This is a genomic window from Oryzomicrobium sp., from assembly GCF_021287045.1.
Taxonomy (GTDB): domain Bacteria; phylum Pseudomonadota; class Gammaproteobacteria; order Burkholderiales; family Rhodocyclaceae; genus Oryzomicrobium.
Genome location: NZ_JAJTBG010000001.1, coordinates 219,923 through 240,609, shown reverse-complemented (window position 1 = coordinate 240,609; position 20,687 = coordinate 219,923). Strand labels below are relative to the sequence as shown.

At 68.3% G+C, this 20,687-nt stretch carries 21 protein-coding genes; 8 read left to right on the top strand and 13 right to left on the bottom strand.

Going from position 1 to position 20,687, the window contains the following annotated elements; genetic code table 11:
* Positions 1-3: 3 nt before the first annotated feature.
* Genes LWW89_RS01110 through LWW89_RS01100 form a run of 3 tightly spaced genes read left to right on the top strand, consistent with a single transcriptional unit; the run spans position 4 to position 5,409 of the window.
* The gene (locus LWW89_RS01110) at positions 4-2,796 is read left to right on the top strand and encodes a TonB-dependent receptor (RefSeq protein ID WP_293259824.1); all 2,793 of its coding nucleotides are present in this window, start codon (positions 4-6) and stop codon (positions 2,794-2,796) included.
* Between the two features lie 11 nt (positions 2,797-2,807).
* Complete coding sequence (locus LWW89_RS01105) at positions 2,808-3,944, top strand: cytochrome c peroxidase (RefSeq protein WP_293259821.1); 1,137 nt, start codon at positions 2,808-2,810, stop codon at positions 3,942-3,944.
* Positions 3,945-4,002: 58 nt separating this feature from the next.
* A complete protein-coding gene (locus LWW89_RS01100; protein ID WP_293259818.1) occupies positions 4,003-5,409 on the top strand; it encodes a trypsin-like peptidase domain-containing protein in 1,407 nt (468 codons plus the stop codon).
* A gap of 218 nt (positions 5,410-5,627) precedes the next feature.
* On the opposite strand, the gene bfr is transcribed toward LWW89_RS01100, so the two are convergent.
* The 3 genes from bfr to LWW89_RS01085 all read right to left on the bottom strand — a co-directional run bounded on the left by bfr (position 5,628) and on the right by LWW89_RS01085 (position 7,856).
* The gene (bfr, locus tag LWW89_RS01095; RefSeq protein ID WP_293259815.1) at positions 5,628-6,110 is read right to left on the bottom strand and encodes a bacterioferritin; all 483 of its coding nucleotides are present in this window, start codon (positions 6,108-6,110) and stop codon (positions 5,628-5,630) included.
* A 105-nt stretch (positions 6,111-6,215) separates the two neighbouring features.
* Complete coding sequence (locus LWW89_RS01090) at positions 6,216-7,568, bottom strand: DUF2325 domain-containing protein (protein WP_293259812.1); 1,353 nt, start codon at positions 7,566-7,568, stop codon at positions 6,216-6,218.
* 15 nt (positions 7,569-7,583) lie between these two features.
* Positions 7,584-7,856 carry a hypothetical protein gene (locus LWW89_RS01085; protein WP_293259809.1) on the bottom strand — a complete coding sequence of 91 codons (273 nt, stop codon included), beginning with the start codon at positions 7,854-7,856 and terminating at the stop codon, positions 7,584-7,586.
* A 519-nt stretch (positions 7,857-8,375) separates the two neighbouring features.
* Between LWW89_RS01085 and LWW89_RS01080 the strand changes: the two genes are divergently transcribed.
* From LWW89_RS01080 to LWW89_RS01070, 3 genes are all read left to right on the top strand, one after another.
* A complete protein-coding gene (locus LWW89_RS01080) occupies positions 8,376-8,657 on the top strand; it encodes a hypothetical protein (protein ID WP_293259806.1) in 282 nt (93 codons plus the stop codon).
* Between the two features lie 31 nt (positions 8,658-8,688).
* Positions 8,689-9,300 (top strand): 30S ribosomal protein S4, encoded by a 612-nt coding sequence (rpsD, locus tag LWW89_RS01075; RefSeq protein WP_293259803.1) that lies wholly within the window; start codon positions 8,689-8,691, stop codon positions 9,298-9,300.
* Positions 9,301-9,472: 172 nt separating this feature from the next.
* Entirely contained in the window at positions 9,473-10,249 is a 777-nt protein-coding gene (locus LWW89_RS01070; RefSeq protein WP_293259800.1) for an FTR1 family protein, read from the top strand.
* 123 nt (positions 10,250-10,372) lie between these two features.
* On the opposite strand, the gene LWW89_RS01065 is transcribed toward LWW89_RS01070, so the two are convergent.
* Positions 10,373-11,065, bottom strand: a complete 693-nt coding sequence (locus LWW89_RS01065; RefSeq protein ID WP_293259797.1) for a sulfite exporter TauE/SafE family protein — start codon at positions 11,063-11,065, stop codon at positions 10,373-10,375.
* A 107-nt stretch (positions 11,066-11,172) separates the two neighbouring features.
* Positions 11,173-12,606: an oxygen-independent coproporphyrinogen III oxidase gene (gene hemN / locus LWW89_RS01060; RefSeq protein ID WP_293259794.1), complete on the bottom strand. Its 1,434-nt coding sequence runs from the start codon at positions 12,604-12,606 to the stop codon at positions 11,173-11,175.
* A 100-nt stretch (positions 12,607-12,706) separates the two neighbouring features.
* Here hemN and fnr point away from each other — a divergent pair, with 100 nt between their 5' ends.
* The gene (gene fnr, locus LWW89_RS01055) at positions 12,707-13,450 is read left to right on the top strand and encodes a fumarate/nitrate reduction transcriptional regulator Fnr (RefSeq protein ID WP_293259791.1); all 744 of its coding nucleotides are present in this window, start codon (positions 12,707-12,709) and stop codon (positions 13,448-13,450) included.
* A 44-nt stretch (positions 13,451-13,494) separates the two neighbouring features.
* Here the strand turns inward: fnr and LWW89_RS01050 are convergent, their stop codons facing one another.
* From LWW89_RS01050 to LWW89_RS01015, 8 genes are all read right to left on the bottom strand, one after another.
* The gene (locus LWW89_RS01050; RefSeq protein ID WP_293259788.1) at positions 13,495-14,046 is read right to left on the bottom strand and encodes a hemerythrin domain-containing protein; all 552 of its coding nucleotides are present in this window, start codon (positions 14,044-14,046) and stop codon (positions 13,495-13,497) included.
* An 11-nt stretch (positions 14,047-14,057) separates the two neighbouring features.
* The gene (locus LWW89_RS01045; protein WP_293259785.1) at positions 14,058-14,456 is read right to left on the bottom strand and encodes a SirB2 family protein; all 399 of its coding nucleotides are present in this window, start codon (positions 14,454-14,456) and stop codon (positions 14,058-14,060) included.
* 4 nt (positions 14,457-14,460) lie between these two features.
* Positions 14,461-15,789, bottom strand: coding sequence for a hypothetical protein (locus LWW89_RS01040; protein ID WP_293259783.1), 1,329 nt, complete (start codon positions 15,787-15,789; stop codon positions 14,461-14,463).
* 13 nt (positions 15,790-15,802) lie between these two features.
* On the bottom strand, positions 15,803-16,042 hold the full coding sequence (locus LWW89_RS01035; protein WP_293259780.1) for a DUF2249 domain-containing protein: 240 nt from the start codon (positions 16,040-16,042) through the stop codon (positions 15,803-15,805).
* A 64-nt stretch (positions 16,043-16,106) separates the two neighbouring features.
* Complete coding sequence (locus LWW89_RS01030) at positions 16,107-16,583, bottom strand: hemerythrin domain-containing protein (RefSeq protein WP_293259777.1); 477 nt, start codon at positions 16,581-16,583, stop codon at positions 16,107-16,109.
* 377 nt (positions 16,584-16,960) lie between these two features.
* The gene (locus tag LWW89_RS01025; protein ID WP_293259774.1) at positions 16,961-17,752 is read right to left on the bottom strand and encodes a nitronate monooxygenase; all 792 of its coding nucleotides are present in this window, start codon (positions 17,750-17,752) and stop codon (positions 16,961-16,963) included.
* Complete coding sequence (locus tag LWW89_RS01020) at positions 17,716-18,117, bottom strand: hypothetical protein (protein WP_293259771.1); 402 nt, start codon at positions 18,115-18,117, stop codon at positions 17,716-17,718. The genes LWW89_RS01025 and LWW89_RS01020 overlap by 37 nt, the downstream gene beginning before the upstream one ends.
* 122 nt (positions 18,118-18,239) lie before the next feature.
* Complete coding sequence (locus LWW89_RS01015) at positions 18,240-19,988, bottom strand: alpha/beta fold hydrolase (RefSeq protein ID WP_365780797.1); 1,749 nt, start codon at positions 19,986-19,988, stop codon at positions 18,240-18,242.
* 241 nt (positions 19,989-20,229) lie between these two features.
* Here LWW89_RS01015 and LWW89_RS01010 point away from each other — a divergent pair, with 241 nt between their 5' ends.
* Positions 20,230-20,673, top strand: a complete 444-nt coding sequence (locus LWW89_RS01010; protein WP_293259765.1) for a universal stress protein — start codon at positions 20,230-20,232, stop codon at positions 20,671-20,673.
* Positions 20,674-20,687: the final 14 nt, after the last annotated feature.

Genomic DNA, 20,687 nt, shown 5'->3' with positions numbered 1-20,687 from the left:
CCGATGCACGGTTTCCCTCCTTCTCCCCGCTTCTGGCTGCGCCGTTCCGCCCTGGCCGTGGCTCTCGTCCTGACTGCCCCGGCGGCCTCGGCCGCCGCATCGGCCCCATCGACCATGCCGCCGGCCCTGCACATCCCCGCCCAGCCCCTGGGCAGCGCCCTGATTTCCCTGGGTGAGCAGACCCGCTGGTCGATTTCCTTCCCCCCGGAGCTGGTGGGGGGACACAGCGCCCCCGCCGTGTCGGGGGCGCTCACCCCCCTGGAGGCCCTGGACCGGCTGCTGGCCGGCAGCGGCCTCGGCTACCGGCTGGTGGGCGACAGCGGCGCGGTGATCGTGGCCGCCCGCCAGCCCAACCCGGCCGCGGCCCAGGGTGAAAAACAGCTCCCCGAAGTGCATGTGCTGAGCAAGCGCGAATCCCTGGGCACCATGACCCTGGACCGGGACACGATCGACGCCATGCCCCTGGGCAACGGCGACATCACCAGCCTGCTCAAGATCAACCCCAACGTGCAATTCGCCAACAACGACCAGCACACCGGGCGCCTGGGGGAAATCGCCCCGGCCGACGTCAGCATCAACGGGGCCAAGTTCTACAGCAACCTGTACCTGATGGACGGCATGTCCTTCAACAACGACATCAATCCGGCCGCCACCGTCGCCACGCCGAACAATGCCAACAACAACGCCAGCCCGCCTTCGGCCAGTCAGGGCTTCGCCGTCGACACCAGCCTGGTGTGCCGGGTGACGGTGCGCGATTCCAACGTCGGCGCCGAATACGGCCGCTTCTCCGGCGGCGTGGTACAGGCGGACACCTGCGCCCCGACCAAGGCGTTCGCCGGCCAAGTGTCGGTGGAAACCACCCGGGACTCCTGGACCCGCTACAAGTTGAGCGACGCCCAGGAACAGGCCTACGCGTCCTCGGCCGACGCCACCTACCAGCCCAAGTTCGAGAAGTGGAGCTACCGCATGGCGCTCCAGGGCAAGCCGAGCGACGAACTGGGCCTGATCGGCAGCTTCGTGCGGCGCACCTCGGTGATCCCCCTCAACGGCTACAGCAACAACCTGTCCAGCGGCGGCGACGAGAACCGCAAGCAGCAGGAGCGCATTTCCGACAACTACTTCCTGCGCGGCTTCTGGACGCCGAGCAAGGACGTGGGGGCGGATTTCTCGGTGCTCTACGCTCCCGGCATCGGCCGCTACTTCGTCAAGGACGCCAAGAATTCCTACTTCGAGCTGGAAAACGGCGGCATCGGCCTCAACTTCGGGCTGCACCACCCCCTGGGCGGCGCCACCCTGACCCACCGGCTGGTGTGGAGCCAGATGGACAGCTCGCGCCGCACCGACAGCAACGTCTGGCGGCTGTGGCGCTACTCGGCCGAGAAGAACTGGGGCAAGCCCAACGGCAACAGCGGCGAAGGGGGATGGGGCGATGTGGACCAGTCCCAGGAAAACCTGACCTACCAACTCAAGAGCGACTGGAAGCCCTTCGCCCTGCTGGGCCTGGAGCACCGCCTCCAGGCCGGCCTGGAACTCGACCGCCAGCGTTCGTACTACGAGCGCAAGACGCCCTACGAGCAATACACCGCCTCGACCAACACCACCACCTGCGCCACCGCCGGCGGCGGGGTGGATACGGAGAACTGCTCCATGTCCACGCCCTACAACGCCCCCGCCGGCCAGGGGCAGTACCTGAGGAGTCGCCTGATCTACTTCGCCGGCAAGTTCGAGGTGAACAACACCGGCCGGGCCTTCTTCCTCCAGGACGAGATGCGCCTGGGCACGGTCCGCCTGCGCCTGGGGGCCCGCTACGACAGCGACGACCTGGCGCCCAAGGCCACCTGGGCGCCGCGCAGCGCCCTGTTCTGGGACGTGCTGGGGGACGGCACCACCCGGATCGAGGCGGGCCTCAACCGCTACTACGGCCGCAACTTCATGATCTACCGGACCCAGGCCGAGCGCCTGTCTCTACAAACCGCCGTGCAGACCCGCTCGGTTTCCGGCGGCGTGCTCACGGCCTGGCCGACGCCGACCCAGAGCAACACCTGGAAGATGTACCACCTGGGGGAGCTGAAAGTCCCCTATGCCGACGAGCAGATGGCGGGCATCAGCCAGAAGGCCGGGGGCATGCTGTGGAACCTCAAGTACGTAACCCGCAAGGGCCGCGACGAGGTGATCCTGCACCTGCGCCAGGCCGGCGATTACGCCTACGACAACGTGGGCAGTTCGAGCGCCGACACCTGGTCCCTGACCGCCGAGACCCTGGCGCCGATCAAGCTGGCCGGCACCTACACCACCGTCACCCTGGGGCTGGACCGCACCCGGGTGAAGACGTCCCACGCCGATTACAGCGACACCATCAGCAACCTGCAGAACGAGCTGGACAAGGTGATCCTCTACAACGGCAAGGTCACCCGCTGGATCGACCGGCCCGCCGACAACTACAACCGGCCGATGACCGGCCGGGTGCTCTTCAACACCGTCATCCCCTCGGCCCGCCTGACCATCGGCAACTTCTTCCGGCTCCGCCAGAGCTACGAAAAGATCGTCGCCACGGGCAAAAAGGCCGACTACAACGGCACCCAGATCGACGTCTACGAGAAGCAGACGGTGGGCAAGGCCATCACCTGGGACATGCGCATCAACTGGTCCATGCCCACGGTGCGCGAACAGGAGGCCTACGTCACCCTGTCGGTGGACAACGTGCTCAACCGCAGCAACGCCATCGAGCTGACGGGCACCGACCTCGTCTACGAAAAGGGCCGCCAGTACTGGCTCGAAGTCGGCTACCGGTTCTGAGGGGAGCGACCATGAAGACTCATGCGCGGACCCACGCGATCCATGGCCTGCGGGCGGCCTGCCTGGCCGCCGCCCTGAGCGCGGCCCCGACCGCCCTGCCGGCGCCGGCCGCCCCCGATTGCCGCACCGCCAACGGCTGGGACGCCGCCTGCCTGCGCCGCCTCTATGCCGCGCCAGCCGCCGCCTGGCCGGCGCCCGAGGTGGAGGCGGGCGTGGCATGGCAGGAGCTGGGGCCAGTACCCGCCGTGGCGCCGACGCCGGCCAGCAATCCCGGCACGCCGGCCCGGGTGGAATTGGGGCGGCGCCTGTTCTTCGACCCACGTCTGTCGGCAAAGGGCGAGCTGTCCTGCGCCGGCTGCCACCGACCGGAAAAGGCCTTCACCGACGGCAAGCCCTTGGCCGTGGGCGAGGACAAGTTGATGGGCCGGCGCCGCACCCCGCCCCTGCTCGCCGCCCCCTTCGCCCCGCGCCTGTTCTGGGACGGCCGGGCCGGCTCCCTGGAAGAGCAGGTGGTCGGCCCCATCGCCAACCCGGTGGAGATGAACCATCCCCTGCCCCGGGCCGTGGCCCGGATCAAGGGCCTGGACGAGTACCGGGCGCCCTGGCGGGCCGCCTTCGGCACCGCCGGCCCGGACGAGGCCACCCTGGCCCAGGCCCTGGCGGCCTTCGTGCGCACCCTGCGCCCCGAGGCCACGGCCTTCGACCGCTTTCTCGCCGGGGACGCGGCGGCCTTGTCCGATGGCGCCCTGACCGGCCTGCACCTGTTCCGCACCAAGGCCGGCTGCCTCAACTGCCACTACGGCCCCCTGCTCACCGATCATGGCTTTCACGACATCGGCCTGTCGTTCTACGGCCGGCGCAACCAGGATCTGGGCCGCTTCGAGGTGACACGGAACAAGGCCGACCTGGGGGCCTTCCGCACCCCCAGCCTGCGCAACGTGGCCCGGGCCGGGCCGTGGATGCACAATGGCATTTTTCCCGACCTGAAAGGCCTGCTGCGCATGTACAACGCCGGCATGGGCAACCTGACGCCCAAGGAGACGGCTACAGCCGACCCTTACCGGCCGCGCAAGTCGCCCCTGATCCGCGCCCGCCAGCTCGACGAGGCGGAAATCGACGCCCTGCACGCCTTCCTTGAAGCGCTGTGAGCGCCAGCCCCCCATCCCCCCCAGCCAAAGCCAGCCCAGCCAACACGATTCCCGACCGATGTTCCACCACACCCCCGCCTCTCGCCTCGTCCGCCCCTTCCGGCCTGCCGTCACCGCCATCCTGCTGGCCTGCGCCCTGAACGTTCCCGCCGCCCATGCCGCTACCCCGGCCTTCGACCCTCCGCCATCCTTGGCCGAGCAGGTGGCGGCGCGGCTGCCGGCGGTGGTGCAGATCAAGGTGCGCCGCGCCGTCCCGGCGGCCCTCACGCCGAACCCGGCATTTCCCGCCATAGAGCCCGCTCCCTTGCCCGGTGGGACCGGCTCGGGCTTCGTCTTCGACGCCCGGGGCCACCTGCTGACCAACGCCCACGTGGTACGCAACGCCCGGGAAATCGCCGTGATCGGCCACGACGGCCGGGAGTACGCCGCCACCCTGGTGGGTAGCGACCAGACCACCGACGTGGCGGTGCTGAGTACCGAGCCGGTACTGGCCGCCCCGCCGCCGCCCATCGGCGACCCGGCGGCCCTGCGCCCGGGGGATGCCCTGTTCGCCATCGGCGCCCCCTTCGGCCTGGCCCACACGGTGACCTCCGGCATCGTCAGCGCCACTGGCCGTTTCGTGCCGAGCAACCCCCACGTGGCCTTCATCCAGACCGACGCGGCGATCAACCCAGGCAATTCCGGCGGCCCCCTGTTCGACGCCGCCGGGCGCATCGTCGGCATCAACTCCCTGGCTTTCTCCCGTTCCGGCGGCTACACCAGCATCGCCTTCGCCATCCCCATCGACGAGGCCCTGCGCGTCGCCGCCCTGCTGCTGCGGGACCGTCAGGTGAAACGCGGCTGGCTGGGCGCCGACATCTTCCCCGCCGAGAACAGCGCCCGGCTCCTCGGCCAGCGGCGGGGCGCCCTGCTCACCCGGGTTCATCCCGGTACGCCGGCTTCCCGGGCCGGACTGAAAAGCGGCGACCTGGTGGTCGGCATCGGCGGCGCCGCCCTGGCCGACGTGGGCGCCCTGCACCGGGCCCTGGCGGTTTCCAGCCCCGGGGAACGGCTCGAACTGGACGTCTGGCGCGACCAGTCCCGCCGCCGCGTCACCGTGGCCCTGGGGGAAGAGGAGACCCGCTCCCGGCCGCGCCACAACGCAAACGCCCAGGACCCGGCCCGGGAGCTGGGGCTGATCCTGCAAGAGCCGGCGACCCTACCGGGCGCCCGGGACAAGGCTGGCCCGCTGCGCATCCTGGCCAGCTACGGGACAGCCGAGGGCAACGGCCTGGAACCGGGGGACGAGATCGAATCCCTGGACGGCCAACCGGTGCCGACCCTGGCGGACTTCAACCGGGCGGTGCAACGCCTGCCGGCTGGCGAGGCCGCCCTGCTGCGACTGCGCCGCCAGGGCGAATACCTGGCTCTGCCCCTGGGGCCGCGCCGGACGGCACCCTCGGCCGCTTCAATCCCGGGACGCTGAAATCTGCACCGCGAAACCCCGCGCCAGTGGCCGATTCCCAGGCATACCCGATGAAACGCCGCGCCATTACTCGATCTTCGTCATGCCAGCGCGGAGATCGGCCATGGGAGCGGTTCTCCAGGCAGCTCTGCCGTTAGTGCTGCCAGTGCCGCTCCAGCGGCGCCAATGAAAAAGCCCCCGCGTTGCGGGGGCTTTTCGTTTGGGGCGCAGAGCGATGCTTACGCGGCGCTGCCCATCTGGGACTGGATGTAGTTCTGCAAGCCGGTGAGCTTGATCAGGCGCAGCTGCTTTTCCAGCCAGTGGGTGTGGTCTTCCTCGGTGTCGTCGAGCATGGCCACGAGCATGTCCCGGGTGACGTAGTCCTGAGCCTTCTCGGTTTCGGCGATGACGTCCTTGAGATGCTTGACCACGGCGTATTCCAGGGCCAGGTCGCTTTCCAGCATGCCCGGCACGTCCTTGCCGACCTTGATGGCCGGCTCGCGCTTGGTCAGGTCGGGCACGCCTTCCAGGAACAGGATGCGGGCGATCAGCTGGCGGGCGTGCTCGCGCTCGTCCTCCATCTCGTGGTTGATGCGCTCGAACAGAGCGTTGAGGCCCATGTCCTTGTACATCTCGGCGTGGATGAAGTACTGGTCGATGGCGGTCAGTTCGCCGGCGAGCAGGCTGTTCAGGTGACCAATGATCTTCTTGTCGCCTTTCATGGGCAGGCTCCGTGTCTGGAAAGTGGGAAGGGGTGACCGGCGGGCGGTCTGGACCTCCATTCTGGATGCTCCCCCCGGCCTTTTCAACGTTGCCGGCCCATTTCGTTAGCGATACGCCTTCTCATCCTCGCCGGTGTGCAAGACCGGAGCCCCCTCGGCCACCTGGACGACGCCGCGCACGAAGCTGGTGACGCTGGCCCGCTTGAGATAGACGCAGGGCTTGCCGGTGCGCTTGCAGTGGTCCTTGAGCCGCCAGTAGGCGCCGTGGCTGATGCAGCCGGCCTGGCAGATCACGGCGTCGGCCGCCGCCAGGGTTCCTTCCAGGGCCCGGGGGTTGTCCTCCAGCCCGCCGTCGTGATGCACGAAGCGCCCGCCGGCCTTTTCCACGATCTGCCGGTAGGCCTCGGTGAGGGCCGGAATGCCGCCGACGCACAGCACCGCCTGGCCCGCCAGCCGGGGCGCCGAAGCGGCGCACGGGGCAGAGCAGGACGGCGGCGTCGCGCCGCCGGATTCGCCCCCCGACCCGCCGCTCCAGGCGCCGAGGGCGGTTTCGGCGGCGGCGGCCTCGGCGCGGACCTCGGCCAGTTCGTCGCGGGCCTCAGCCAGGGCCCGCTCCAGCGCCCGGGCCCGGGCTTCGGCCCGGTCAGCGCGGCGGGACTGGCTGTCGGCCTGGCGCCGCCAGCCGTCGATGCGCTCGGCGGCCTGGCCGGTGGCCGTTTCCAGGGACTCGACGCGGCCGCGCAGGGCGTCGCGCTCGGCGGCGGCGGCTTCCAGGGTGGCCACCTGCTGGCGCAGGGCTTCCAGCTCGTCCACCTTTTCCGCCAACCGCTCGGCGGTCCGTTCGGTCAGGGCGTCGAGCTTGCCGCGCAGTTCGGCCACGGTGGCGGCGAGTTGGGACAGGCGTTGCAGGTCGGCGGTCTGGCCAGCGCCCATCTGGTGCGAAATCATGTGCACCTCGCCGTAGATGCGGTGGGCCAGGTCGTTGCCGCAGCGGGGGTGGGTCCACACCGCCCACAGGGCTCCCGGCACTTCGCCCCGGGCCACGGCATCGCACCACAGCTGCCACAGGGCGGCTTCGTCCCGGGCCTGGTTGAAGCGCTTGATGGCCAGGGCGTGGCGCCGTTCCAGCTCCTTCTGCATAAGTTCGGCGAAGGGGGTGCGGGCTTCGGCGTGGCCCACGGCCTGGGTATGCAGGGCGAAGTCGGTGAGGCCGTCCACGCTCACCCGGGCCTTCTCGGCCAGGCGGCGCAGCACGTCCATGGGCAGGCAGGTGCCGATCACCGGGCAGTGGTACTGGTGCTTCACGTCCCACAGGCGGCGGCGCCGGGAGCCGGCCCGGGCATCCTCGCCGGCGGCCAGGGGATCGACCGCCCGGGCCAGGGCGGCGGGATCGAGGGCGGGAGCCGCGGCGGCGGCGCCTGCCGGCGCGGGCTTGGTCAAGGGAAAGCGGATCGGCACGGCGTTCTCCTTACCTTACGCCGGCAGGGCCGCCAGGGCGCCGCGCCCCCGGGTTTCGCCGCTGCGGCTCTGGGCCAGGGCGCGCCAGCGGCGGGTCATGCGCTGGACCATGTAGGCCAGGGGCGAGCGGGGATCGACCAGACGGCCCAGGGCTGCCAGTTCGCCGGCCACCAGGGCGGCGAGCAAGGGGTTGTCCTCGGCGGCGTATTCGCTCATCAGGTAGAGCAGGCTGGCCGCCATGCTGGCGGCTTCGTCATCCTGGACCAGGGGCTGGGCAAGGGCATTCATGGCGGTCTCCCGAGGGGTGAAAGGATCGTCGGTAAAAGCGGGCGGCATGGTGGTTGTGGCACATGGCATAGTCCCCACACACATCAAATGATAATTATTCTCATTAAAAAGACAAGCCCTGGATTGCAACGCTCGCGGTCTAGCCCTCTGTCAGGGTTCGCCTGGTAGGCCAATGAACGGCAATTCCAAATTGCGGCGCAGCCTGATCAGCTCGGCACGTCCCTCCCCAGTGAAATAAGGTACGCACGGCATCAGGGTGGCAGGGCACGGCAGCAACGCCAATTGCCGGGAGCCCTGTTCTGTCGCACCGCCTGCACGCCCAGAACAAATTCCGCTGCGGGTTGCGACAAAAGCAAATGCGAACTATTATCATCAATTGCCGGACAGGGCTTATCCCAAGCCTGCCCACCCGGCCCCTCGATGCCAGCCACGCCCCGCCTGCCAGGAATGCAGGGACCGGGCCGCCAGCCCAACCCTGCAACCGGCGGCTCCGGCCGCCGCCCCACCGGATGCGGAGCCATGCGCGAGCCCCTCGACCGGCGTCCCGGCGACGCCAACGAACTCCTCTCGGCGGCCATGACCTGGATGACCGAGCATGCCCTGTGCGGCGAGCCCTATCTGTGCCAGTTGATCGTGCAGAAGCTGGCCGCCCTGGACAAACTGCCCGATCCCCAGGTGCCGCCGGCCCTGCGCCATACCTGCCGGCAGATGCTGCGGCACTGGGCCGACCTGGCCCAGGCCTACGCCGACCTGGACCGCCTCGACGCCCCCGGCGAAGCCGCCCGGCCCCTCGCCCACTGACGCCCATCCGGCCGCCCTACTGGAGCCCTTTATGTCCCGCTATACCGGCCCGCGCCTCAAGGTGATGCGCGCCCTCGGCCTCGACCTGCCCGGCCTGTCGCGCAAGACCATTGCCGACCGTCCCCATCGCCCCGGCCAGCACGGCCTGAAGCCCCAGCGCCTGTCCGATTTCGGCGCCAAGCTGATGGAAAAGCAGAAGCTGCGCTTCAACTACGGCCTGACCGAAGGCCAGCTGCGCCGCCTGGTGAGCGAAGCCAAGCGCAGCAAGACGCCCACCGGCGACAAGCTGCTGGAGCTGCTGGAGCGCCGCTTCGACAACGCCGTGTTCCGCGCCGGCTTCGCCCCCACCATTCCGGCGGCCCGGCAACTGGTGCGCCACGGCCATCTGCGCCTGAACGGGCGCCGGGTCGACCTGCCCGGGGTGCGCCTCAAGGTCGGCGACACCATCACCCTGCACCGGGGCGACAAGCCCCTCGACGCCATCCGCGCCAGCCTGGCCGAACCCGCCCTGACCCGCCCCGAGTGGCTGGCGTGGGACGAAACCGCCCTGAGCGCCCGGGTCGGCCATTTGCCCGGCCCCCAGGACGTGCCCTTCCCCATCGAAATGCAGCAGGTGGTGGAGTACTACGCCCTGCGCGGCTGATAACCCTGCACCGTCGGCGGGCCCACGCCGGCCGGCGGTCCCGGCACTCGCAACGTCCCTCGGGGCCCAGCCAAAAACGATAGCCATTCTCATTAATATGGCTATCGGCTAGACTATTCCTTTGCCCGGCGCTCCGATCCCCCTGCGCCCACGGCCCCTGGAGAAGCCCGCCATGATGCAAGCCCTTGTCATTGCCCTGCGGGAAGGCCTGGAAGCCTTCCTGATCGTCGCCATCACCCTCGCCTACCTGCGCCAGACTGGCCGCCACGCCCTCACCTCCGCGGTTTACTGGGGCACCGGCGCCGGCATCCTCGCCTCCGTCGTCGCCGGCTACTTCTTCGGCAAGGCGGAAAGCCAGCCCTTCTGGGAAGGCACCCTGGCCGCCATCGCCGCCGTGCTGGTGGTATCGATGGTGGTGTACATGCTTTCCGCCGCCAAGCACATGCGCGCCAACATCGCCGCCCGCATCGAGGCCGCCAGCCTCAAGACCGGTAGCGGCGCCTGGATCGGCGTGTTCGCCTTCGTCCTGCTGATGATCACCCGGGAAGGCATGGAAACCGCCCTGATGCTTTCCGCCGTGCTGTTCAGCGCGGGCATGGAAGACCTGGCCATCGGCGGCGTCCTCGGCGTGCTGCTGGCCGGCCTGGTGGCCTGGGGCTGGGGCCGCTTCGGCAGCCGTATCCGCCTCGACCGCTTCTTCAAGGTCACCTCGGTGTTCCTGGTCCTGTTCGCCCTGCAACTGGTCTTCTACGCCTTCCACGAATTCACCGAGACCGGCCTGCTGCCCATCGACAACGAGTACTGGCACATGGTCACCGAGCCCTGGGGGCCGGAAGGCCAGTACGGCCAGTGGATCACCTATTCCCTGGTGGCCATCCCCCTGGCCTGGTTCGCCCTGCTGGTCCTCCGGGAAAAGCTCTCCCGCCCGCACCACCCGCGCACCGCCTGAGCTGCGTCGGCAACACGCAAAACAAACGGGGCACCCAAGGGTGCCCCGTTTGTTTTGTTGCTTTACTTTTAGAACAAGCCCGGCCGGTACCGACCCCGATCCACCTTCCGTCAGCGCGATTGCTCAGTTGGCGACCAGTAACCGCAGGCCGGCGAACAATCCCCAGGCGCCGTACCCCAGCACCAGCACACCGGCCAGGCGGCGCACCGCCGGGCGGCGCGCCCAGTCCTTGAGCCGAACCGCCAACAGGCCCATGGCCAGCAGGTTGGGCAGGGTGCCCAGGCCGAACGCCAGCAGGATCGCCCCGCCCCGGGCCGCGGAACCGGCCGCCAGGGCCGATGCCAGGGCGCTGTAGACGAGGCCGCAGGGCAGGAAGCCCCAGAGGAAGCCCAGGGGCAGCGCCTGGGCCGCCGAGCGCACCGGCACGAAGCGCCGGGTCAGGGGCTGGATGCGCCGCCACAGGAATTGCCCGCCCCGCTCCAGGGGGAGCAGCAATTGCGGCAAGCCGAGCAGATACAGGCCCATGCCCACCAGCAGCAGGCTGGCCAGCAGGTAGAGCACGGTGCGCAGCGGCCATTGGGCGGCCAGGGCGCCATGGCCGCCGAGCAGCCCGCCCAGGGCGCCCATGGCCGCGCCGGCCAGGCCGTAGGCAGCGATCCGCCCCAGGTTGTAGGCCAGGTGCAGACCGCGCCGTGACGAGCCGCCCCCCGCGGTGAGGGCGGCGACGATGCCCCCGCACATGCCGACGCAGTGGGGGCCGCCGAGAAAGCCGACGATGAGGAAAGGCAGGAGGGAAGCGGGGGTCAGGGAATCCACGGCGTCAGTGTACTACCCCGGGCGCCGAATCCGGATGGAAACGACGCGGCGGCCGAGAACGGTGGCGCAGGGAAACGCCGGCGGCAGGGGTGCCGCCGGCCGGGCGGTCAGATGACCTTGGAGTAGCGGGTGCGCTGCCGGTCGGCGCGCAGGTAGCGGTCGAACACCATGGCGATGACCCGCACCAGCATGCGCCCCGGGGGCAGCACGGTGATCCACTTGTCGTCCACCTTGAGCAGGCCGGCCTGCTCCATCTCGCGCAGGTCCTCCAGCTCGGCAGAAAAGTACTTGCGGAAGTCGATCAGGTGGGCGATCTCGATGGACTCCAGGGACAGCTCGAAGTGGCACATCAGGGCCTGGATGATCGAGCGGCGCAGGATGTCGTCGGCAGTCAGTTCCAGGCCGCGCAGCACCGGCAGCTGGCCGGCGTCGAGACGGTCGTAATACTCGTCCAGGGTGCGCACGTTCTGGCTGTAGGTCGGCCCGACCTTGGCGATCGATGAGATGCCGAAGGCCAGCATGTCGCAGTCGGCGTGGGTCGAGTAGCCCTGGAAGTTGCGGTGCAGCCGCCCCTGGCGCTGGGCCACCGCCAACTCGTCGTCGGGCTTGGCGAAGTGGTCCATGCCGATGAACACGTAGCCGGCCTCGGTGAGCTTCTTGATCGCCAGTTGCAGGATCTGCAGCTTGGCGTCGGCGCTGGGCAGGTCGGCCTCGAGGATGCGCCGCTGCGGCTTGAAGTGGTGCGGCAGGTGAGCGTAGTTGTAGATCGACAGGCGGTCCGGGCTCATCGCCAGGACCCGCTCCAGGGTGCGGTTGAAGCCCATCACGGTCTGGTGCGGCAGGCCGTAGATGAGGTCCATGGAAATCGACTGGAAGCCGTTGGCCCGGGCCGCCTCGACCACGTTGACGGTTTCGGCCTCGGACTGGATGCGGTTGACCGCCACCTGCACGCGCTCGTCGAAGTCCTGCACGCCGATGCTCATGCGGTTGAAGCCCAGTTCGCCCAGCACTTCCACGGTGGCGGTATCCACCTTGCGAGGGTCTACCTCGATGGAGAACTCGCCGTCCGGCAGCAGGTGGAAATACTTGCGGGTGAGCACCATCAACTGGCGCATCTCGTCATGGGAGAGGAAGGTGGGCGTGCCGCCGCCCCAGTGCAGCTGGGCCACGTCGCGGCTGCCGTCCAGGCTCTCGGCCTGGAGGGCCAGTTCCTTGCCCAAGTACTTGATGTACTTGGCGCTGCGCCCGTGATCCTTGGTGATGATCTTGTTGCAGGCGCAGTAATAGCAGATGGTATTGCAGAAAGGGAGGTGGAAGTATAATGACAACGCACGTCCCGCCGCACTCAACGGCCCGCCCACACCGCCGATCTCGCGTTTGCCGAGCCAGGCCTTGAGCGCCTCGGCATCGAAGGCTTCGACGAAACGGTCCGCCGTCGGATAGGACGTGTAACGCGGGCCGCTGATGTCGAAACGTTGGATGATCTCGGGATCGAAGACGACGTTGGAGGCGTTGGGGGTCAAAGAGAGCGGAAGCGCCATTGCAGGGTAATATGAGGGTTGTTCCTAAGTATTCATTGTAAGGAACAGATTCACGTTGACCTGGATCAAACCGCAATTTGCCTAGGGGCACGCACTCGTTATGTCCGAAAACCGGGCTCTGAAAACCGTCAATCTTTCGGTCATCAAGACCGCCTGTTCCAACTGCAATCTGCGCGAGTTGTGTCTGCCGCTCGGCCTGAATTCCCAGGAAATGGCCAAGCTCGAGGAAATCGTCTCCACCCGCAAGCGCGTCAAGCGCGGCGACCTGCTCTACCGGGCCGGCCAGCCCTTCGAAGCCCTCTACGCCATCCGCAGCGGCTTCTTCAAGACCGACGTGATCATGGAGGACGGCCGCGACCAGGTCACCGGCTTCCAGATGTCCGGCGAACTGCTCGGGTTGGACGGCATCAGCAGCGAAAACCACTCCTGCAACGCCATCGCCCTGGAAGACAGCGAGGTCTGCCTGATCCCCTTCGACTATCTGGAGCGCCTGTCGCGCCAGGTGCCGACCTTGCAAAACCACTTCCACAAGGTGATGAGCCGGGAGATCGTGCGCGACCACGGCGTAATGATGCTGCTCGGCACCATGCGCGCCGAGGAGCGCCTGGCAGCCTTCCTGCTCAACCTGTCGCAGCGCTTCGTCGCCCGGGGCTATTCTCCCGCCGAGTTCTACCTGCGCATGACCCGGGAGGAGATCGGCAGCTACCTGGGCCTCAAGCTCGAAACCGTCTCCCGCTCCTTCTCCAAGTTCCAGGAAGAAGGGCTGATCGCGGTGCAGCAGAAGCACATCCGCATCCTCGACATCCCGGGCCTGAAGCGCCTGATGAACCACACTCCGGTCTGACAGCCCCTTCAGGGCTCATCGCCAGGCATCTCCCCCTCATCGCTTCACGACGGCATCGGCGCCCCGCGCCGTGCCGCCATGTGCCCGCCCAGGCGATGCGCCACCTCCTCCGGCAGCACCCGCTTGGCCAGGGGCAGCAGTTCGGCCGTTTCCAGGGCGATGTGCTCCCGGTACAGGGCCGCCAGCCCCGCCACCATCTCGGCTGACAGGTCCGCCGTCCCACCGGCGAGCAGCTTGCCCAGGTGGTCGAGCATGGCGTCCCGGGCCACGTCCATGCGCCGGTGGTCCGCCAGCAGGCGCCCGACCAGGGCCTCCACCTCGCCGCTGGCTGCCTCCTGGCCGGCCACGGCGGTTTTCAGGGCGGGGAACAGGTCCGTTTCCTCGTCCTCGTGATGGTGCGGCGCGGCCACGGTGAAGTAACGCACCACCCCCTCGATGGCCTGCCGGGCGGCGGTATCGACGCCATGGCGGGGCAGGTGCTCCACCAGGCGTTCCAGGGTCTTCAGCTGGGCTTCGATGCGGCCATGGCAGGCGTCGAGCATTTCCAGGGGTTCGTCGAAGGACGGGGCGGCCGGGCCGAGCAGGGATGCGGACATGGAACGGACTTTCAGGCGAGGAAAAGGAAGAAGCCCCAGGGATTGCGGGTCAGGGCCACCGAAACGATGTAGGCGAAGCAGGCCAGGGCCAGGATCAGGAAGACGATCCGCACGCCTTTGGTCCGACCGCGCTTCAGGGCCACGGTGCCACACAGGATGTAGGCCAGCAGCCCCAGCACCTTGGCGGTGAGCCAGCCCTGCACGAAGGGGTACTGGTGCAGCAGCGCCGCCAGGCTGAGGGCGCTGGCCAGCAGCAGGGTATCGATCACGTGGGGCGCGATGCGCAACACCCGGGCCTGGAGCCGGGGCGAATCGGCCAGCATCAGGCCGCCGCGCAGCAGGAAGCCCAGGCCGGACAGGGCCACGCAGGTGACGTGCAGGTGCTTGAGAATCAGGTAGGCAGTGGTCATTCGCTCATCCTTGGTCGAGGCAGTCGGCGATGCGCCGGCATTCGTGCCGGTAGCGGTGCAGCCCCCCCAGCAGGTTGGCGGCGAGCAGAGCAAAGGCGAGCAACACCAGGACACCGGCCAGGGGCGCCAGCCAATCCGGCGCCAGGGGCGCGGCAAGCAACGCCACCAGGGCCGCCGCGTGGCCGCGCAGGTGGCGCATCATGCCTGCTTCTGGCAGCAGGCGCTTCATGTTGGGCGGAATCACCCGCCCCCGTCCCCGGTTCTGCAAGTCGAGCCAGATCAGGAACGGCATTATTTTGTAGAGCATGCCGCAGATCACCGGGATGAACCCGCCGAACAAGACCAGCACCCCGATCCACAGGGCCAGCCGGTCGCCGTTCCCCACACCCCAGACGCCCCGCCCCGCTTCTCCCGTGCCCCACAGGAGCGCGGCCGCCGCCAGGCCCACCAGTCCCAGGCGCCAGAAGCGCTGGGTCGGATCACCCCAGGGACGGCGGCTGCGGCGCTGCAAGCCCAGGGTGACCAGGCAGAAGCCGAAAGCCACGGCCGCGAGCAGCAGCGACCAGGGCAGCACCTGCACACCGCTGCCCTCCCCGGCCCCCAGCCGGGCAACGCTCCAGCCCAGCAGCAGGAGCGTCAGGAGCGGCCCCAACCCCCGGCCGACCCAGCCTGGATAGGCCGGGGTGAGCTGGAACATGGGCACCACCACCAGGGAAACACCCAGCAACAGCCCCCCGGCCCAGCCAAACAGCCCCCAGCCCGCGTGCAGGGCGGTGGCCAGGAAAACCGGCGGATTGCTCCAGCCGGCCAGGCCGCCGACCAGCCACAGCCCCAGCAACAGGGTAGCCAGCAGGGCCGGGAATGTCAGATGCAGCGCCCCCACGATGCCCACCAGGGCGAAACGTCGGCGCAGGGCCATGACCCCGGCCAGGGCAAAGGCGCCAACGCCCAGGGCCAGGGTCGCCCCGGCCAGCAGAAAGGCCGGCTGCCCCGCACCGAGGAAGGCAATCACCAGGGCCAAGCTGCCCGCCGTGACCGCCCCGTGCACCAGGGGCACCAACCACCGCTGCCCGGGCAAGACCACGCCCGCGCCCACCGGCAGGAACTGGACCAGGGCGCCAAGCATGATCTGGAGCATGAACCCGGCGGTCAGGCAGTGGGTGGCGGCCAGGGCCTCGCCAGTCCAGCGCGACGCGAACACCGCGCCGCCGCGAACGAGCAGCAGCCCGCCGGCCAGAATCCCGAACAGGGGGGCGGTGAGGAAAAAGCGCAGCGGCAGGTGCAGCGGCGGTGCCTGGTCGTAGGACAGGGCGCTGGCTGGGGAGCGGGCCACCCGGGTCAGTCCTTCATGGTCGGAAGATGCGCACCACCACCAGGCCGTCGTCGCTGTAGGTGGTGTCGTGGGTGAAGCCGTTCATCGCCAGGGCGTTGTAGAGGGGAAAGGGCTCCCGGGGCAGGACCAGGTAGAGGGACTGGCCCGGCCCCACGTCATCCAGGGCCGCCATGGTGCGGACGAAGGGTTCGGGGGGCTCCAGCTCCCGGGCATCGATGACGGGGCCGTCGAAATTGGCGAAATTGAGTGGCATGACGAATCTCCCCGGACGGGGCGTTGAATTGACTGAACGGTGAATTATGCGACCGTTCTTGACGTCACATCGTTCCCAGCGCGGCGGCGCAGCGCTCCAGCAGTTCGGCCGCCCGGGGCGCCAAGTGGGCGTCGCACATGGGGTAGAGGACGCCTTCTTCCTTGAGGTTGTGCTGCTCCATGAGGATCAGCAGGGTGTCGGTCTCGCCGAGGAAGGCGTCCGCATCCCGGTCGGCCAGGGCCTGGCGGGCATTGGCCAGCAGGCCACGCATCTGCACGTGTTCGTGGCGCATCACCGAGGTGGGCCCGCCGGTCATGCCGGAGGCGGCTTCGAAGGCGGGGAAGAGCTGCTCCTCCTCGGCGGCGAAGTGGGCCAGCAGGTCGGTGGAAAACGTATCAAAGGCGGTCTCGGCCACAGCCCAGTCGCCGCCGGATACGGCTTTTTCCGCGGCGGCGAAAGCCTCGTCGCAGTGGCGATGGTGCTGGGAGAACAGGCCGGACAGGGTCGTCGCGGCAGAAGCGGATGTCGGGGAGGCAGTCATCGGGGCACCCTGTCTGGGAATCTGAAAATCGTGGGCCGATTCTCGACAGCCCCCCCGCAAGGCGCCTTGATGGCTGTCAAAATGCGCCTGCCGCACTCCCCTGTCTCGTCAAACCCCAGGCGGGGCGGGCTTCTCCGCGCCTCCCCCGCGAAGCCCCGCACCCGCCCTCGGGCTTCCGCCCCTCTGGCTGAAAGTCCGCATCTGGCGCGGACTTTCAGGGCACGGCCGAACGATCTTCAACACGTTCGGCGGCGCAACCCCGCGCCCCTCCCCGGCGTCGGGGCCGCCCAAAGGAGCGGCTTGGCACTCGGCCAGCCACGGCCTGGACCGTGGCAAAAACCGGCCAGCCGCACCGACGGCGGCTGGTCTGGGATGGCTCAGGCCAGCACCGGGCGCTGGCCTGTCATCAGGTAGTGGATTAGTTCCTTCACCGGCCGGATCTTGTCGCCGAAGGGCAGGCTGTCCGCCCCGCGGAAGAATAGGCCCTTCTGCACGTCGCCGCGCAAGGCGGCTGCCAGCTGGCTGTCGATGCAGAACTGGCCGAACTTGGCGATGCCGTCGCGCAGGCCGCACTGGACCAGGCAATCCCAGGCCAGGGTGCACTTATGCTCGCCGCTGGCGGCGGCCTGGAGCTTGTCTTCGCGCTTCAGGTACTTTTCCAGCCAGGGGGTGCGCACCGCCCGGGCGGGCAGCCCGGCGCAGCTCATGAACTCCACCACATCGTCGGGGGCGGCACCGGCCAGAATCTGCTTGAAGGCCAGATCCGCGTCCCCTTCCTCGGTGACGGCGAAGGCCGAGCCGAGCTGAACGCCCGAGGCGCCCAGGCCGATCAGCTCGCGCACCTTCTCGTGGCTGTTGATGCCACCGGCGGGAATCACCGGGATGTTCTCCGATTCGATGCCCAGGTCCTTGTAGGCTTGCAGTACGCCGGGGATGACGTTCGCGAAGGCAAAGCGCGGATCGGACAGGTCGTCCTTGCGCGCCGCCCCCAGGTGGCCGGCGGCGTGGGCCGGATGTTCGATCACGATGGCGTCGGGCAGGACGTTCTTGCGCATCCATTTCTTGAGCACCACGGTCACCCCGCGCACGTCGGAAAGGATGGGCACCAGAGCCACGTGGGGATGGTCCCGGGTCAGTTCGGGCAGTTCCAGGGGCAGGCCAGCCCCCATGACGATGGCCTCGGCGCCGGATTCGCAGGACTGGCGGATGCAGGCGGCGTATTCGGACCGGCGCGCATGACATTGACCGCCACCAGCCCCAGGCCCCGGGCCATGGCCTTGGTGGCCTGAATTTCCCGGTCCAGGGCCACCAGGTTGGCCGCGTCGATGCGCGCCTTGTCCCGGCAGCGGCCGGTTTCTTCCATCAAGTCCGGATGGTGGCGGCGCAGATCCACGCTGGCGATGGTGCCCACGGCGTTCTCCCGGGCCACGGCGCCGGCCAGGCGGTGGGCGGACACCCCGACCCCCATCCCTCCCTGGACGATGGGGAGGAGCGACTTGCCGCGGATCTTGAGGGAAGGAAGCTGGAAGGACATGGGGGCACCGCCGTTGAAGTGGCGGCGACGATAGCACAGCCCTCCGGGGCGCCTTTGACGTAGGTTAACCCTGGCGCAATTCCTTTTGCGCCAGGGATTTAGCCATCCTTCAGGCAGCGTGCTCAGTGCTCCAGCACGTAGGTGCCGGGGGCTTTTTCCAGGGCCGGATAGCTGCGGTGGGATTTGGGCGGCGCCACCTGTTCGCCGCACCGTTCGTCCAGCCATTCGATCCATGCCGGCCACCAGCTGCCGGCATGGCGCGGCGCCCTCTCCTTCCAGCTGTCGCTGCCCTCGCCGCGGCTGGCGTCGGCCATCCAGTAGGCCCGCTTGGGCGGATCCACCGGGGGATTGATGATGCCCAGGATGTGGCCGGAGGTGGACAGCACGAAACGCATCGGCGCCGGAATGTGGCGGCGGATGTGGAAGCATTGCTTCCACGGCGCGATGTGGTCGTCCTCGGCGGTGACGGCGAACAGGGGCTGGACGATGCACTCCATGTCGATGGACTCGCCGGCCAGGGTGATGGCGTCCTTTTTGACCAGGTTGTTCTTCAGGTACATCTCGCGCAGGTAGTAGCTGTGCATGGCCATGGGCATGCGCGTGGTGTCGCTGTTCCAGAACAGCACGTCGAAGGGCGGCAGGGGCTCGCCGTACAGGTAGCTGTGCACCCAGTAGTGCCAGATCAGGCTGTTGGAGCGCAGCATACGGAACGAGGAGGCCATGTCCTTGCCATCCAGGTAGCCCTGCTGGGACATCTTCTTTTCCAGCCACTCCACCGCCCCCTCGTCGAGGAACACCTCGATATCGCCCGGGTGGGCGAAGTCGGTCAAGGTGGTGAAGGTGCTCCAGTGGGCCACCGGCACCTTGGCCGGGTCGCCGTAGCGGCGGTTGGCCCAGGCCAGGTAGGCGGTCAGCCCCGTGCCGCCGATGCAATAGCCCACGGCATGGACCTGGGGCACCTTGGCGATCGCCGTCGCCGCTTCGATGACCTTCTGGTAGCCCTCTTCGAGGTAGTTGTCGAAGGTGACGTCGGCCATATCCGGCGTCGGGTTCTTCCAGCTCGCCAGGAAAACGGTGAAGCCCTGGTCCACCAGGTATTTCACCAGGCTCTTCTTGGCGTTCAGGTCGAGGATGTAGAACTTGTTGATCCAGGGCGGGAAGATCACCAGCGGCATGGCCCGGACCTGGTCGGTGCGGGGGGAATACTGGATCACCTCCACCAGGCGGTTGCGGAACACCACCTGGCCGGCCGTGGTGGCCAGGTCCTTGCCGACGGTGAAGGCATCCTCGTCCACCATGCGGATATTGCCTGCCCGCAGGTCCGCCAGGAAGTTGCGACAGCCCTGGGCGAGGCTGTCGCCGTGGCTGGCGGCAAACTTGCGCATGGCCACCGGGTTGGTCCAGAAGAAGTTGGTCGGCGCCATTGCGTTCAACCACTTGCGTAGCCAGAAAGCGGCCCGGCGGCGTTCCTTGTCGGACTGCCCCGGGGTTTCGAAATACATGTCCTGGAGCCGGTGGGTGATCGCCAGGTAGGTTTCCTTGAGGATGTCCCAGGTCGGCGCCTCGGCCCACACCGGGTCACTGAACCGGGCATCGCCGGGGTCCGGCGTGACCACATCTTCGGAAGGCAGCCCCCAGGCGCGGCGCAGGATGTGTGCTTGCAGGGCCAGGGCGTCGCCTGACAGGCCCATCGCCACTCGGGCCATTTCCTGGGGGTGGAGCCACCAGGCGATCTGGGCATTGGCCAGGGAGGTGGCGATGCCGAAAGGGTCCACCTGCTGGGCGAATTTTTCGCCCAGGGCCTCCAGCGGGCTGAGCCCTTGTAGGTCGACGGTGCAGTGACGGTGTGTGGGGGACTTTGCCGAAGCCATCATTGGAATCCTTGCGGAAAGGCGAGGCGCGCGCCAACGCGAACGGGGCCCGGCACTCGTCGCACCGGGCCGCTTTTCTGGATATACCACAAATCCATGCTAGCGTTATGGCCATGGCGCCCCAGGCGCAAAGTCCGCGCCCGGCGCCGCTTCCGGGGCCATACGCCGCTTTTCCCGACAGCCTGGGCGGCGTACCATAGGTCAGGAAGAAACCCCGAACGAATCATTTTGCGGAGGCACCATGTTCAAGCATATTCTGGTTCCCACTGACGGTTCCGAGCTTTCCCAGGAAGCGGCCCAGCGGGCCGTCGGCTTCGCCAAGGAAATCGGCGCCCAGGTGACCGCGTTCTACGCCAAGCCCGAATACCCGATCACCTATTACGGCGAGGGTGCGCTGATCGACCCCACCACACCAGAGAAATTCGCCGAATTGGCCGAACAGCAGGCCCAGGAATTCCTCGGCTCGGTCGCCAAGCTGTGCGGCGACCAGGGCGTGGTCTGCAAGACCCTGTCGGTGACCAGCGACGTGCCCTACGAGGCGATCATCGACTCGGCCAAGGCCAACAACTGCGACCTGATCTTCATGGCCTCCCATGGCCGCCGGGGCATATCCGGCCTGCTGCTGGGCAGCGAGACCAACAAGGTCCTGACCCACTCGACCATCCCCGTGCTGGTCTACCGCTGATCGCCGCCGCCCGG